The following is a 15,284-nucleotide window of genomic DNA, read 5'->3' as shown; positions in this document are numbered from 1 at the left end:
CGTCAAGCTGTAACGAGAGAGGGCCGTCGAAAAGAAGTCTGCCTGACCCCGGTGCAGCGGGATCCAAATTCCTTGGAAAAGTCCGCCTTCCGGCCTAACCTCAGAACCCGATCTCGGCTGCCGTCGGCGGGTTGGCCCCGGCCCGCGACACCGTCACCGCCGCCGCCTTGGCGCCGATGGCCAGCGCCTCGCGCACGGCGTCTTCCGGCAACGTCGCGACCTTCTCCTTGGTGAGCAGGCCCTGACGCTTGAGAGAGGCAAGGATACCGGCATCAAACGTGTCGCCGGCGCCGACGGTGTCGACCACTTCGACCTTGTTCGAGGGCACGGAGACCTTGAAGTTAGCGGTATAGGCGGTCGCCCCTTCCGCCCCTTTGGTCAGTACCACGAGCTTGGCGCCACGCGTCAGCCAGTAGGCGGCGCGTTCGTCCTGGCTGCCGGGCAGGTCGAACCAGTCCAGATCCTCGTCGGAGAATTTCAGGATGTCGGACATGTCGGCCATCCGGGCGATGCGGGCCTGATGGGCGGCCTTGTCCTTGATGAAGCCGGGGCGGATGTTGGGGTCTAGCGAGATGACGCGGGTCTCGTGCTCGCGCGTCATCAGCGCCTCGTAGGTCGAGCCGCAGGGTTCCGGAATGAGGCTGATCGCGCCGAAATGCAGCGCCTCGCAGCTGTCGTCCAGGGTCGGCAGGTCCGCCTCGGTGATCATCCGACCGGCGGTGTTTTCGTCATAGAAGGCGTAGGACGCCTGACCGTTGGTGAGCTTCACCAAGGCGATGGTGCAGGGGCGCGAAAGCGTCGCGCAATAGCTGAAGTCGACGCCCGAGGACTTCAGCGTGTCACGCAGGATGTCACCCAGCATGTCGTCGGACAGACCGGTGAAGAAGCCGGTCGGGATGCCGAGGCGCCCCAGCGCAATCGCCGTGTTGAAGATCGCGCCACCGGCATAGGGCGCGAAGGCGCGCTCGCCGAGCGTCGTTTCGCGTGGCAACATGTCAATCAGCGCTTCGCCGCAACACAGGATCATCTCGACCTCCCCGATATTCGCTTCAATCGATTTAAACGAATTCCCCCGGCTGCGCCAGTGCGCTCGTGAGCATTTGCTCAGGCGAGCGACGAAACCCCGCCATTGCGACCGGACCAGGCGAGCGGGGCATCGAGGAAGGCCTCGACTTCCGACAGCGTCTTGTCGTCGAACAGCCTCTGCTCGCGGGCGACGGCGAGAACGTTGCGCCAGGTGGCGATATGGTGGAGCTTGACCTTGCCGTCGGCAAAACGCTGCTCGGCCTCGGGGAAGATCCCGTAGTAGAACAGCGCGATGCCATGATCGACGGTTCCTCCGGCCGCACGAATGGCATCGATGAACTTGAACATGCTGCCGCCGGCCGTCGTCAGGTCCTCAATGACCAGAACCCGCGCGCCTTCCGGCATGTGGCCTTCTATCTGAGCGTTGCGGCCATGCCCCTTCGGCGCCTTGCGCACATAGATCATCGGCAGGCCGAGGCGTTCGGCCAAGAAGGCGGCAAAGGGAATGCCGGCCGTCTCGCCGCCGGCCACCACGTCGAACTGCTCGAACCCGGCATTGCGCATGACGGTCGCCGCGGCGAAATCCATGATCGCCGAGCGGATGCGCGGATAGGAGATCAGCTTTCGGCAATCGATATAGACGGGGCTCATCATGCCCGACGAGAGCTTGTAGGGCTTGTCCGCCGAGAAATGGACCGCCTTGATCTCCCACAGCATCTTCGCCATCAGTTCCGCCATGACGGCGGGTTCGGGAAAGGTCGTGGTGGTCATGGCGGGCTCTCCTAGGGTCACGGTTGCGCTCTCGCGCATAGCAGTTCAAGCGACGCTCCGCCAGAGCGCGATTGCCGCCGGCAGATCACCCTCACCCCTGACGCGGGGCGACACCCACGAACCCTTATGATCCGATTTCGTTATTTGTTACAGAGAGTTAATCTTCCGCTTACGGCAATTTAATCCGCTGCCGCCTTATATACATATAGATTTCCATATATTTATTGATTGACGGCGGCCATGAGGCAAGCCGGCAGCGACCGGGACCGGACCGGGCGGTTCGGACCGAATGTCGCCGAGGAAACATCAAAAGGAGAATGGGAATGAGCCATATCACGCGCACGTTGCTCGCAGCCACCATGGCGGTGGCTGCCGCCGCAACGGTCGTTATCGCACCGGCCAGCGCCGCGACACTCGACGCGGCCGCTCACGCCGCCATCCAGGCAGCGCTCGAGGACGAGCACAGAGCTGAGGCCTTTTATGCAGCCGTAATGGAGAAGTTCGGCGAGGTCCGGCCGTTCAGCAACATCATCCGCGCCGAGCAGAAGCATGCCTCCGCGCTCAACGGTCTGCTCAAGAGCTACGGGCAGGAGCAGACGATCGACAACCCCTATCTCGGCTCCACCGAGGTGGCGGCCGCGGTTCCTGCAACGCTCGCCGAAGCATGCCAGATGGGCGTCGATGCGGAGATCGCCAATCGTGAACTCTACGACACGAAGTTGATACCAGCGGCCCAGGGCTATGCCGAGCTCAAGTCGGTGTTCGGCGCCCTTCGCGATGCCTCGGAAAACAGGCATCTCCCAGCCTTCGAGCGGTGCGGCAGCGGCCAAGGGCACGGTCAGGGCCAGGGTCAAGGGCATGGCATGGGGCATGGTATGGGGCACAGCATGGGCATGGGTTACGGAAAAAGCGTCGGGGACCTTTGATCTCCATGCCCGACAGCAAAGAGGCCCGCGCTGACGCGGGCCTCCTTTCGGACGAACCGGCTTGTCCGGCGGTCAGTTCGAGGCTTCGCTGCTGCATTCCGGCTTGAAGCGCAGGAGGAAGGGGGCCGCGGCGCTGCAGCTGCCGGAGCTGGTGCGCAGGGACGCCGTCTTCACAGGCTTTTCCGGAGCAGGAACAACGACAACCGAGATCGGCTTGGCAGGATGGTGAGGCTTCTTGCCGCCATGCTTTCCATGATGCTTGTCGTGGTGCTTGCCGGGCTTGTCATGGTGTTTGCCGGGTTTGCCATGGTCCTTGCCAGGCTTACCGTCATGCTTGCCGGGTTTGCCTTCACCCTTGCCGGGCTTGCCACGGTGATCGCCGTCGCGACCGTCATGCTTGTCCTTGCCGCGCTTGTCCTTACCCTTTTCCTTGTCATCGTGACCATGGCGGCCCTTGTCCTTGCCGCGCGACTTGTCACGCTCGCTCTTGGGTTCCTTGGCATCGCGGTCATGCTTGCCCTTACCCTTGCCGTCGGACTTGCCGCGCTCGTCCTTCGGGCCTTTCATATCGCCGTCCTTGGAACGGTCCTCGCCACGGTTGCCGTCTTCCTTGCCTGAAGGGCCTTTGTCGTCACCGCCCTTGGAGCGGTCTTCGCTACGGTTGTCGTCTTCCTTGCCGGAGGGGCCTTTGTCGTCGCCGCCCTTGGAGCGGTCTTCGCCGCGGCTCTCGCCTTCCTTGCCGGACGGGCCCTTGTCGTCACCGCCCTTGGAGCGGTCTTCGCCGCGGCTCTCGCCTTCCTTGCCGGACGGGCCCTTGTCGTCACCGCCCTTGGAGCGGTCTTCACCACGGTTGCCGTCTTCCTTGCCGGACGGCCCGTTGTCGTCGCCGCCCTTGGAGCGGTCCTCGCCGCGGCTGTCGCCTTCCTTGCCCGACGGACCCTTGTCCGAACCCTTTTCGCTTCCGCCCGGACGATCACCGCCGCGCGAACTGCCTCCCTTGTCCTGGCTGGACTGTGCCGCATAGGCAGCCCCGACGAATTGTGTCGACGGCAGTCCGATGGTGGTAGTGGCGAACAGGGTCGCCAATACGTAAACAGCGCTCTTCCTCACAGAAATACTGCCGGCTGAGCTATACAGATTTCGGATTTGATGGATGCGACGCATTACTCTCTACTCCACACAAGCAAAAGACGAAAAACTCGTCTTGTGTTCGAGAGTTATCCACAGTTTTATTTCTGCTTCAATTGCAAATTAGCAATTCGTAAACCATGGTAAATTTCAGAAATTTTCACTTGTACTCATTTTTAGTAAAATTTTAACTCATCACTACTGTTAACTACTTTCGCTTACCAATTAAGGGACAAGGTCCGGAAAGCTGAAGGAACGCGCCAGGACACTCAGAAACACGGTCCAAACCGGCCTGAAACAGGTCACAGAGCAGGCGTCCGGAAGAAGAAAAACCGTTCAAAATCAAACGGCAGGATCGGTCGATCAGCGCTCGACCCGCAAACGGGCGGACGCTCCGCCAAATGTCTCGCCCCGCACTGACGGCGCTCCCGTCGGGCTGCGGTTGCCCGCATCCGGCATCTCGCACCACTGTGCCGGAACAGCCCGAAACGAAGCCTTCGCAGCTCTGGGCGAAAGGCATTTTGATGAGCAACACCGCGCCGACGGCCCGGCGGCAACAGCGGAAAAGGGGGGATGCCGACAAGGCAGTTCAAGGTGACGAGGACGTCACCCACCAGTTTTCACAAGGACCGGGAACGGAAGAGATGCGCAAGAAGCCGCGCCGGGAAGGCATCACGAGATGCGCAGGCTTGGCAATGTGCGGATCGGGAGCAGCCCCAGCGGCTCAGATCAGCCAGCACAGGGAGAGAGGTCCGCGGACTTGGCGAAGAGGCACCGGATTGCCGGCGCCTGCAAAAGAACCGGGCGACCCTTCAATCGGGCCGCCCGGTGGGACTATTCGAAAGCAGGGGCGCCTCAGGCAGCCGGCTGCGGTCCGAAGCGGTTATCGCCCTGCTGGCCCGGCTGAACATTGAAGTAGATGAGCACAATCCAGCCGATCACCGGAATGAGACCGAGAAGCAGCCACCAGCCGCTGCGGTCGATGTCGTGCAGGCGGCGAACGCCGACGGCAATGCTGGGCAGGATCAGCGCCAGACCGGTCACCGTGTTCAGAACGGGCGAACCGAACACAGCGCCATCAATAACGCTCGTCACCAGATTGACGAGGAAGTTGAAGAGAACGAACCACCAGAACTCCGGACGGCCCGCGCGGCCGGTGAAGGTGGCATATTTCGACAGAACGGTACGAATTGAATCCTGAAAACTCATCTAGATCTAGCCCCGAATGAAGAAACGATAATTCAACGGCATCTAGGCTAGACAGGGCAACGGAACAAGACAATCACCCGATGAAGTCAAAATTGGCCGATCGGGCGGTTATTCCACGTCCCAGTGCAACGGGAACATCGGATCGAACACCGTGACCGGTCCGGCCCCCGTCTCGATCTTGGCCGGGAAGTCGACAGCGTCCTCGCGCCGAACAAGGGTGATCGTATCCGTGTTCGGAGCAAGGCCGTACCAGGCAGGACCGTTCAGCGAGGCGAAGGTTTCGAGCTTGTCGAGCGCGCCCTCGTCTTCGAACACATGGGCAAGGCAGCTCATGGTGTTGATCGAGGTGTAGATGCCGGCGCAGCCGCAAGCGCATTCCTTGAGCGGATCGACATGGGGAGCAGAATCCGTCCCGAGGAAGAAGCGGTGGTCGCCGGACGTGGCAGCAGCGCGCAAGGCTAGGCGATGGCTTTCGCGCTTGGCGACGGGCAGGCAGTAATAGTGCGGCTTGATGCCGCCGACGAGGATGGCGTTGCGATTGATGATGAGGTGATGGGTGGTGATGGAGCCGGCGATGTTGCGTTCGGCGGAACGGATGTAGTCGATGCCGTCCGAGGTGGTCACATGCTCCATGGTGACCTTGAGTTCCGGCAGCTTCCGGCGCAGCGGATCGAGGACCGTGTCGATGAAGACCTTCTCGCGATCGAAAATGTCGACCTCCGGGGTCGTGACTTCGCCGTGAACGCAGAGCGGCAAGCCGATCTTGGCCATCCGCTCCAGCACCGGCATCGCCTTTGCCATGTCACGGACGCCACCATGCGAGTTGGTGGTTGCTCCGGCCGGGTAGAGCTTCACGGCGGTGATGAGGCCGCTTTTCTTTCCCTCTTCCACGTCATCCGGATTCGTATCCTCGGTGAGATAGAGGGTCATCAGCGGCTCGAAACGATCGCCCTTCGGCAGGGCAGCCATGATCCGTTCGCGATAGGCACGCGCATCCGCCGTGGTGACCACCGGTGGGACGAGATTGGGCATGATGATCGCCCGGGCGAAATGGCGGCTCGTGTCGCCGACCACCCCCTCAAGCATCGCGCCGTCGCGCAGATGCAGATGCCAATCATCGGGGCGGCGGATGGTGAGCGAGCGCATGGTCAATCTCCGGGCGTAAGCGATGCCCGCAGATAGCACGTTCGCCGCGTCGATCAAACCCGCGTGTCAGGCGACCTTGCCGGCCTGCACCGCGAGGGCCTTTTCAGCCTCTTCAAGCTGCTCACGGCGGTCGTTGTCCATGATTTCCCGGATCCTCGGCAGTGCACGCTGGAACGCCGCCACGCAATCCGGATCGAACTGGCTACCGGCGCGACCGACGATGTGTTCGACCGTGCGCTCAAAGGGCCAGGCCGGCTTGTAGGGGCGCTCGGTCGTCAGCGCATCGAAGTTGTCGGCGATGCAGATGATCCGGCCCGAGATCGGGATGGCGTCGCCCGCCAGGCGGTTCGGATAGCCCTGGCCATCCCAGCGCTCGTGATGGCTCGCCGCAATCTCCGAGGCGAGCTGCAGCAGGGAGGAATGGGAGCGCGCCAGAATATCGCTGCCGATCTGGGCATGCGACTGCATCTGGCGGTATTCGGCCTCGGTCAAGCGGCCCTGCTTCAGCAGCACCGTATCGGGCATGGCGACCTTGCCGATGTCATGCATCGGGGCAGCCAGGCGGATGTCGTTGCAGAACTGCTCCGGCAGGCCGAGTTCGATGGCGATCGTTTCGGCATAGGCGGCAACGCGAAGCGTGTGGCGCGAGGTTTCCGGATCCTTGTAACCGGCGGCGAGTGTCAGGCGATGAATGATCTCCTGCTCGCGCTGGCGCAGTTCACCAACGGCGCGGTCGACCTCGCGGCGCAGCCATTCGGCTTGGTCGGCAAGCTGGCGTCGGGCGCGTGCGAGCGAGACGATGTTCTGTACGCGCGCCTGGAACTCGACCGGGTTGATCGGCTTCGTCAGGAAGTCGATCGCGCCGGCGTTGAGCGCAGCCATGCGGGTCGTCATGTCCTTGTCCGCCGTGACGAAGATTACCGGAACCTGGGCATATTTGTCGAAACGGACGATCTCGGTGAACAGCTCGACGCCGTTGTAGACCGGCATCTGGTAGTCGATGATCGCGATATCGAAATCCAGATCCGGCAGTGCGGAGAGGACCGCGTCGGGGCTGTCGAAGCCGACGGCTTCGCAGCTGTCGAGCTTGGCGACGAGTTTCGTCAGCAGTTTCAGGTTTGTGCTGTTGTCATCGACCAGCAGGATACGCATAGACGCCTCCCTAAGCTCTCAAGCTACGAGTTTGAATTTGAGGGTTTCGATTTCGCCGGTCAGCCTGTCGACATCGGCGGGAGAAGGACGACCGTTGCGCATTGCGTGCGCTCGATCGGCCAGATCATTGAGACCGATATTCACGGCGGCACCCTTGATGGTGTGCAGCACGCGGTCGATCTTCTGGGGATCGTGGTTGGCGAGGGCCACATGCAGTTCCTGAATGAGGCCGGCCGCATCCTGGAAAAAGGACTCGACCAGTTCGTGGAAAACGTCTTCGCCCAATGCGTCGACGAGCTCCGACTGGCGGGCTTCATCGAGGCCCTCGATCGCCAGTTCCGGGATAGACGGGAAATCCGTGTCGTCCATGTTGATCAGCTCCGGCAGGCCGCCCTCGTCGGCGGCATCTTCGTTTCCGGCGTCGGCCGGCACATCGACAATCGACTTCACCACGTTGCGCAGCCGTTCCATCGTGACGGGCTTGGATTCGAAGCCCGCCATGCCGGCCTCGATGCAGCGCCGCCGGTCGTCGTCGGAGGCGTTTGCCGTCATCGCGATGATCGGAGCCGACGAGGACGGGCCGCCTTCGGCGATGATGCGGCGGGTCGCCTCGATGCCGTCCATCACCGGCATCTGCATGTCCATCAGGATGACGTCGAAGCTCTCCTCGCCTGCAAGCGTGACTGCTTCCGCGCCGTCATTCGCCACCACGACATCCTGTCCCAGCCGGTCAAGGAAGCGGGTCGCGACCATCTGGTTCACCCGGTTGTCCTCGACGAGAAGGATGCGCAGGCGCGGCAACGGCGCCTTGTCGGCAAAGCCGCCCTGGCGACGAACCTCGTCCTTGCCGACCGCCACCACCGAGAGCTCGAACCAGAAGATGCTGCCGACACCGACGGTGCTGCTCATGCCGAGCTCGCCGCCGAGCTTCTCGACGATCTGCTTGCAGATGGTCAGGCCAAGACCCGTGCCGCCATATTTCCGGGTGATCGACGCATCGACCTGGGAGAAGGGTTTGAAGAGCTTGGCGAGACCCACCTCATCGATGCCGATGCCGGTATCCTCCACCTCGAAGCGCAGCATCAGCTTGCCGTGGCGATAGAACTCGCGAAGGCGCAGGGTCACAGTGCCCTTGCTGGTGAACTTGACCGCGTTGGAGAGGAGGTTCAGTAGCACCTGGCGCAGACGAGTGGGGTCGGTGCGGACATAGAGCGCGTCGAGTGAGTCCGGAATATCGAGCACGACGGTGTTGCCGTGATCGTCGGCGCGGCCGCGAATGATGCTAACGGTGGTTTCGGCAAGGGCACGAATATCCACGGCACGCTCTTCGAGTTCGAGCTTGCCGTGCTCGATCTTCGAATAGTCGAGGATCTCGTTGATGACTTCCAGCAGGGCCTCGCCGGACGAACGGATCGTCTTGACGCTGGAGCGCGCATCATCGGGAAGTTCGGAAAACTCGAGAATTTCCGACATGCCGAGAATGGCGTTAAGCGGCGTGCGGATTTCATGCCCCATGGTCGCCATGAACTGGGATTTCGCCCGGTTGCCGGCATCCGCAGCCTCATAGGCTTCGCTGACGCGACGCGCCATGCCCTCAAGTTCCAGACCCGCCTTGCGAACCGACTTGAGCTGGCGACGTAGGGTGACGACCAGGAAGACGACCGAGATCATGAGCAGAGCGAGCATGATCGCCGAGGTTCGCTCGAGTTCAAAGACGGTCTCGCGGGCATCCGAGCGCTCGATGCTCAGCCGCATGTTGGTATGAACCAAAAGATCTTCGGTCCGGACCGCCAAGTCGGCGAGCGTGCTGTCAATCTCTTCAAGTTCCTCTGTCGTGGGTACCCGACCGGCAGCATATGCGTCAAACGCAGGCTCCAGACTAGCTACGCCAGCAGAGATCTCGGAAAGCAGCCGGGCGACCTTCTCATCTTGCGAGAAGTAGCTGCTGAATTTTGATTCCTTCACCAGACCGGCCCTGGAAAAAAGGATGTCATAACGCAGGACGAGTTCGTCGGCGCGACCGGTCCCGGGCGCCTGGCGCCTCAGTTCGGCGACGCTATAGTCAAGAGCGCGGACTTCCCGATCCAGCTGATAGACCGACCAAACGGCGTTTTCGCGAATGCCGTCCTGCAGGAAACGGAACTGCCGGGAGATATCGACGAACAGCATGATCAGCACGAAGAGCAGGACAGCCGACAACAGCTGCAGGATCAGGGTGGTACTCCCTGCCTTGCGCATGATGTCACCGCTTCTGCGCAAACGTGTCACCGAACGACCTCGATTTCCTTGATCTGCCAGACCGACCGGGTGAAATACTTCTCGTTGTAGAGCGAGTGATCCTTGTCGAACGGATAGACCAGCATCAGGGGTCCCTTCGTCCGAACGGTCATCGGCTTGCCGTCGAGACGGGTCGCGAGGATCGTGTCCAAGTCGACGGCATCGGCAAAGGGAACCTCGGCGGAATAGCCATTCAGCGCCCGCACGATCAACATGGTGCCTTCGGCGCCAGCGGCCTCCAGCACCTTGCGGAGATAGGGGCCGGTAAACTCGACCTCACCCTTCGTCCAGGGCGTTTCCATTTTTGCGGCGCGGCCTTCGATGGCCTCGATCATCGTGAGGTCAAAGGCGGCACTACCGTCATGATTGACGTTCTTGACACTGCCGGAAATCGTCAGGACCACCGGCCCGGCCGGAGCGTCCAGTGCAAGAGCAGGGCTTGCGACGCAGGCCACGAGGGCGAGAGCAAGAAGCGTTTTCATACGTTTTTTCCCGTGTAGCTTCGATCTCAACCGGCAAGCGCCGAGGGAAAGGACGGGCGCCCTAGGCAAGAAGACAGGAGTGCACGGAAAGCGACCGCCTCGACGGGCTTGGTCAGGAAATCGGTGACGCCGACCTCCTTCGCGCTCTCGCGCAGCTTTGGCTCCTGATCGGCGGTCACCATGACGACCGGAATAGCGTCGTAGCGCGACATCATGCGGATCGCCTTGATGAACTGCAGCCCGCTCATGCCTGGCAACATGTGATCGACGATCAGCATGTTGAAGAGGGTGTTGTGGCAAAGCGACAAGGCCTTCGTGGCATCCGCCTCGACGACGATATCTTCGTCCGTCACCTTCTTCGCGAGATGCTTCAGGATCATTGCATTCGTAGCATTGTCTTCAACGATAAGGATCGTCATTTCGCTCTTCCCTCGCCGCAAAGCGCCTGTTGTGCCTTGGTTCTAGCAGGGGGACACTGATTTTGATTGAACCGTTTTGAATCAATTTTACGGATTGCTACATTAAGATGATCTTAAGCTTTTAGCGCACGCTAAAAGAACGGGTCCGGAGGCGACAAGCGTCCGGACCCGTTCTTGAAGAAGCTCGGTTATGCTCTGGAAAGCGGGCGATCAGCCCTCGAGGGCGCGAGAAATTCGGCGGGACAGTTCGACCGGATTTTTCAGCACGATGGCACGGCTGGTGCGCTCGATCAGTTGTTCGCGGATCAGCTTGGACATCTCGCGGGACACTGTCTCGCGGCTGGATCCGATATGCTCGGCCAGTTCGGCGTGCACGAGGGGCGGCGATATGATCCGCTCCCGGCCGCCGTCCCCCCGTAAACGCGAAAGCCTCAGCAGGGTATTGTAAAGGCGGTGCTTCGTGTCGAGGAACGACAGTTCCGAGATCCGCTCGTTCATGACGCGGATGCGGCGCGAGAGCAGCTGCATCAACGCCAGACAGACCTCCGGGCGATTGCGCAGGATATCGTGGAAGACCGCATAGGGAATAACGGTCACGACCGCATCACTGACAGCCATCAGGCTTGCGGAACGCGCCATATCGTCAATCGCCGACAGCTCGCCCAACAGGTCGCCGCGTCGAAAGGTGCCGAGGATTGCCTCTTTGCCAACGGTAAAACGGAGAACGGCGCGGATTTCTCCACTCTGGACAACAAAGACATCCTTCGACAGATCCTCGTAGTCGACCAGACTTTCACCCGCGCAGAGAGATCTCGTATGGCAACGGGACAGCCATTCGTTGTCTTCGCCCGCAGTCAAGCTGGCAAATATCGAAGTTCCGCGCAGCGTAGAGAGGTTCTGCGAGTTGGTCTGCAGGTTGGTTCCTGTCGTCAAACGGCTCTTCCACTTTTGTTATACTTGCAGCCGCATGGGCTGGACAAATGCAGAGACTTCTTATGCCCCGATCGGCACAAAGAGCAAGCCGGATCGGGACACGAAAGCCGTGGATGAATTACCAATTGGTAAAAAGTTGGGCCGGAACTCGCCCTATTAACCAATCGAGCCGGCGGAAGGCCCCCAGACGTCGGTGAGGGCGAAGCCTTCAGCCAACGGGTCGAAGGGGTCGAGTGCCACCTGATGCAGGCCAAACGTGAAGCCACGCCCGCTGATCGTCGGAATGACGGCCGGACGTCCGGCCACTTCGGTCAGCTCCTTGAAGCCGACCTCGAACTCCGAACCGATGATCGAACGGGAGGTCAGGACATCTCCGACCTTGACCTTTCCGCGAGCATGCAGCGTCGCCAGATTGGAGGAACTGCCCGTTCCACAGGGCGAGCGGTCGACGCGACCCGGCCACATCGTGGTGCAGGTGCGGATCGCGCCATCGGGGTCGACGTCGCGGAACATCACATAGGCGACGCCGGAAATCGCCGGAATTTCCGGGTGAACCACCGGGATGCGGCGGTTGATCTCTTCCTTGAGGATCATCCCTGCCTCGACCAGGGCGCGGGCATTCGCCTTGTCGATCTTGAGGCCGACCTGGCCGACATCCACGAGCGCATAGAAGATACCGCCATAACTGAGATCGAAGGTGATACGGCCCCACTGCTCGGTTTCAAGGCTGACATCCAGCTCGTGCACGAAGGACGGCACCATGGTAAGTTTGACCCGCTCGCAACGGCCGTCGCGGCAGGTGGCGGTGGCGGTGACAAGGCCGGCTGCGGTATCCAGCACGACGGTGGTCTCCGGCTCCTGCATTTCGACGATCCCGCTTTCGAGAAGCGCCGTGGTCATGCAGATGGAGTTGGAGCCGGAACTCGCATGCGCCTGATCAGGCTGCAGGATGACCATCCCGGCATCCGCCTTCGGATGCTTGGCAGGCAACAGGAGATTGACCGAACCGATCGGGGCTCCGCGCGGCTCGAGTACGAGGAAGCGTCGCAGTTCCTGGCCCTTGGGATCGTTGTTCAGCCAATGCAGTTGCTCGGCGATCGTTTCGCCCGGGATCTTCGGCACGCCCCCCACGGCAACCTTGCCGATCTCGCCCTCGCAGTGGACGTCAACCAGCTGAATCGTACGCTTCCATCTCATCAATATTACTCCGTCAATCAGAATGATCGGTCGGCACCGGCAAGGGCCGACAGATTTTCGGGATGTCTCGCATCCTTGCGGGCAAGGGCCGCAAACGCGGCTGCGCGATCGAGCCGCGCACGCTGCTCACGCAGCGCCGCCACTGCCTCGCTGCGGCTGACCAGGGCGAACCGCAACAGGCTCCCGACCGGCGCCTGACCAAGGCGCCAGAGATCGGCCTCGATCACATGGGCGATCTTCGGATAACCACCGCAGGTATTCGCCTCTGCCAGTTGGATGATCGGCTGGCCTGATGGCGGCACCTGCACGGTGCCCGGCATGATGCCATGCGAATGCAGTTCGAGCTTTCGCGTCAGCCTGAGTTCGGCGCCAGACAATCGATAGCCTTGCCGATTGGCGTCTTCGGTGACCTTCCACGGCGTGGTCTCGAAGGCCGCGGCAGCCGACGCCTCGAAGAACTGGTGTTCGGCGCCCGGGAAAACACGGATCGGAGTGGTTTCCGCAAGATCGGAGGCTGTGCGCCCCAAGGCGACCGGATCAAGCCCAAAACCCGCAGGCAGGGCGGTCAGGGTGACGGAACGCGGCGTGAAGACGAGCCGGTCGCCGCGGCGCAGGCCACGCCCCTCCAGTCCGCCCCACCCGCTCTTCAGGTCCGTCGCGGCCGAGCCCAGCACGTTTTCGACGACGATCCCGCCCGCGACCGCGAGATAGGCACGCGCGCCGGAACGCGGCAAACCGAGTTCGAGAACATCGCCGCTTCGAACGGGCAATGCCCACCACGCGGGATGGAGGTTTCCGTTGAGGCTCACGGGACAGTCGGCACCGGTCACCGCGACGAGGGCGGAATGGCTGAACCTTACCCGAAAGGGAAAGACGGCGATCTCAATCGCGGCGGCGCCGGCATCGTTGCCGATCATGCGGTTGGCAATTTCCAAGGCCGACGCATCCATGGCACCCGAACGCGAGACCCCGGCGTCGAGATAGCCGAACCGCCCCAGATCCTGAACCGAGTTCGCGGCCCCCGTCGTGAGGATCTCGATCATGCGCGGACCTCCATTGCGATGAAGCGGATGCGGTCACCGGCTCGAAGAGCCGCCGGCGGTTCACGCTTCGCGTCGAACAGGGAGAAATCGGTGTGGCCGAGAATATGCCATCCCGATGGCGCCGTCAGGGGCATGATGCCTGCCTGCGCGCCGCCGATGATCACCGAGCCGACCGGCACACCCATGCGGGGCACGGCGCGGCGCGGCAGGGCAAGATCGGGATCAAGGCCCGAGAGATAGACGAAACCCGGCATCGCGCCGACCGCCGCGACCGAATAGACCGGCGCAACATGCATTTCGACCAGCCGCCCGACCGTCAGCCCCTTGGCGGCCGCAACCTCCTTCAGGTCGCTGCCATCGTTTCCGTAGACCACGGGGATCTCGACCAGCCGGCCTGCCGCCGAACCCGGCTCAGCGTGACGCCAGCCGTCCTGCAATTGCGCTTCCAGCTTTTCGGGAGCGAGACGTAAGGGATCGAACACCACTATCAGGTTGTTCATGCCGGGTGCCGTCTCGGACACGCCGTCGATCTCGCGCAGGCTACGGGCCAGAACCCACAGCCGTTCCTGCAGCACCGGATCGAAGACGGGACCGGCAACATCGAAGAGCAGCGCACCGGCGCCCTCTGCACTGATCCGTGGATTGTCGTCACCTTGTCGCATATCGACCGTCGCAGTTCCGCTTGTTCGCATTCTGATATATCAGAGGATTTGAAAGACCCAAAGCATTTCTTCGCCGGCCCCTGTGCAAGCAGGCATCCCCGACCTAAACTTTGCCCAGAAGGCAGAAACGGAGCGTAAGCATCATGACAATCAGCGTCGATCTCAATTCCGACATGGGCGAAGGATTCGGAGCCTATCGCATGGGCGACGACGACGCGATGCTCTCGATCGTCAGCTCGGCGAATATCGCGTGCGGGCTGCATGCCGGCGACCCGGAGATCATGGCGACGACGTTTGCGACGGCGAAGGCCAAAGGCGTGGCAGTCGGTGCGCATCCGGGCTTCCCCGATCTGTGGGGTTTCGGCCGTCGCAACATACCGTTTTCGGCGGGTGAAATCGAACGGCTCGTCGCCTACCAGATCGGCGCGGCACAAGCCCTTTCCACTTATGCCGGCCATCCGATCACCCATGTGAAGGCCCATGGTGCGCTCGGCAACCTGACCCAGCAGGACGAGACCGTAGCACGCGCCGTCAACAATGCCGTGAAGGCCGTCGATCCGAGCCTGGTCTGCCTGACGATCGCACTCGGACACCAGGAACGGCTGGCGCGCGAGATGGGTCTGAAGTGCCGTTCGGAGATCTTCGCCGATCGCGCCTACACGGACGAGGGTTTCCTGGTGCATCGCAGCCAGCCGGGCGCGGTGATCCATGACGCCGACGCCGCAGCCAGACGCGTCGTGAGGATGGTGAAGAACGGATCGATCGAAACGATCACCGGACGCGTCATCGTCACGCCGATCGATTCGATCTGCGTTCACAGCGACACGCCGTCCGCGGTCGGCATCGCGCGGATCGTGCGCGAGGCGCTCGAAGCCGCCGGCGTCACCGTCGCCAACTTCCTTCGCTGAGGAGC

15 protein-coding genes are annotated in these 15,284 nt (G+C 61.9%); 2 read left to right on the top strand and 13 right to left on the bottom strand.

Features of this window, described 5'->3' with window-relative positions; genetic code table 11:
• Window positions 1-100: 100 nt before the first annotated feature.
• Together ACX93L_RS08980 and ACX93L_RS08975 are read right to left on the bottom strand one after the other, a co-directional pair.
• Window positions 101-1,027: a carbohydrate kinase family protein gene (locus ACX93L_RS08980; protein WP_459404537.1), complete on the bottom strand. Its 927-nt coding sequence runs from the start codon at window positions 1,025-1,027 to the stop codon at window positions 101-103.
• 77 nt (window positions 1,028-1,104) lie between these two features.
• A complete protein-coding gene (locus ACX93L_RS08975; RefSeq protein WP_459404536.1) occupies window positions 1,105-1,797 on the bottom strand; it encodes an orotate phosphoribosyltransferase in 693 nt (230 codons plus the stop codon).
• 323 nt (window positions 1,798-2,120) lie between these two features.
• Here ACX93L_RS08975 and ACX93L_RS08970 point away from each other — a divergent pair, with 323 nt between their 5' ends.
• Window positions 2,121-2,723: a ferritin-like domain-containing protein gene (locus ACX93L_RS08970; RefSeq protein WP_459404535.1), complete on the top strand. Its 603-nt coding sequence runs from the start codon at window positions 2,121-2,123 to the stop codon at window positions 2,721-2,723.
• Between the two features lie 72 nt (window positions 2,724-2,795).
• Here the strand turns inward: ACX93L_RS08970 and ACX93L_RS08965 are convergent, their stop codons facing one another.
• The 11 genes from ACX93L_RS08965 to pxpB form a co-directional block, all read right to left on the bottom strand.
• Window positions 2,796-3,809 (bottom strand): hypothetical protein, encoded by a 1,014-nt coding sequence (locus ACX93L_RS08965; RefSeq protein WP_459404534.1) that lies wholly within the window; start codon window positions 3,807-3,809, stop codon window positions 2,796-2,798.
• 897 nt (window positions 3,810-4,706) lie between these two features.
• Entirely contained in the window at window positions 4,707-5,060 is a 354-nt protein-coding gene (locus ACX93L_RS08960; RefSeq protein WP_459404533.1) for a DUF805 domain-containing protein, read from the bottom strand.
• Between the two features lie 108 nt (window positions 5,061-5,168).
• Window positions 5,169-6,206: a dihydroorotase gene (gene pyrC / locus ACX93L_RS08955; RefSeq protein ID WP_459404532.1), complete on the bottom strand. Its 1,038-nt coding sequence runs from the start codon at window positions 6,204-6,206 to the stop codon at window positions 5,169-5,171.
• A 66-nt stretch (window positions 6,207-6,272) separates the two neighbouring features.
• Window positions 6,273-7,358, bottom strand: coding sequence for an HD domain-containing phosphohydrolase (locus tag ACX93L_RS08950; RefSeq protein ID WP_459404531.1), 1,086 nt, complete (start codon window positions 7,356-7,358; stop codon window positions 6,273-6,275).
• Between the two features lie 18 nt (window positions 7,359-7,376).
• Complete coding sequence (locus tag ACX93L_RS08945) at window positions 7,377-9,626, bottom strand: ATP-binding protein (RefSeq protein ID WP_459404530.1); 2,250 nt, start codon at window positions 9,624-9,626, stop codon at window positions 7,377-7,379.
• Window positions 9,623-10,117 (bottom strand): putative pterin-binding protein, encoded by a 495-nt coding sequence (locus tag ACX93L_RS08940; RefSeq protein WP_459404529.1) that lies wholly within the window; start codon window positions 10,115-10,117, stop codon window positions 9,623-9,625. Before ACX93L_RS08940 ends, ACX93L_RS08945 begins: the two co-directional genes overlap by 4 nt.
• Before the next feature lie 26 nt (window positions 10,118-10,143).
• Window positions 10,144-10,536 (bottom strand): response regulator, encoded by a 393-nt coding sequence (locus tag ACX93L_RS08935; RefSeq protein ID WP_459404528.1) that lies wholly within the window; start codon window positions 10,534-10,536, stop codon window positions 10,144-10,146.
• Window positions 10,537-10,746: 210 nt separating this feature from the next.
• The gene (locus ACX93L_RS08930) at window positions 10,747-11,469 is read right to left on the bottom strand and encodes a Crp/Fnr family transcriptional regulator (RefSeq protein WP_459404527.1); all 723 of its coding nucleotides are present in this window, start codon (window positions 11,467-11,469) and stop codon (window positions 10,747-10,749) included.
• Window positions 11,470-11,625: 156 nt separating this feature from the next.
• Entirely contained in the window at window positions 11,626-12,666 is a 1,041-nt protein-coding gene (locus ACX93L_RS08925; RefSeq protein WP_459404526.1) for a proline racemase family protein, read from the bottom strand.
• A 17-nt stretch (window positions 12,667-12,683) separates the two neighbouring features.
• Window positions 12,684-13,709, bottom strand: coding sequence for a 5-oxoprolinase subunit C family protein (locus ACX93L_RS08920; protein WP_459404525.1), 1,026 nt, complete (start codon window positions 13,707-13,709; stop codon window positions 12,684-12,686).
• Window positions 13,706-14,371, bottom strand: coding sequence for a 5-oxoprolinase subunit PxpB (gene pxpB, locus ACX93L_RS08915; protein WP_459404524.1), 666 nt, complete (start codon window positions 14,369-14,371; stop codon window positions 13,706-13,708). Before pxpB ends, ACX93L_RS08920 begins: the two co-directional genes overlap by 4 nt.
• Before the next feature lie 143 nt (window positions 14,372-14,514).
• Here pxpB and ACX93L_RS08910 point away from each other — a divergent pair, with 143 nt between their 5' ends.
• Window positions 14,515-15,279 (top strand): LamB/YcsF family protein, encoded by a 765-nt coding sequence (locus ACX93L_RS08910; protein WP_459404523.1) that lies wholly within the window; start codon window positions 14,515-14,517, stop codon window positions 15,277-15,279.
• Window positions 15,280-15,284: the final 5 nt, after the last annotated feature.

The organism is Rhizobium sp. CAU 1783 (assembly GCF_054551725.1).
Note: the sequence above shows the minus strand (reverse complement) of the source record. Positions and strands in the feature narration are given on the sequence as shown.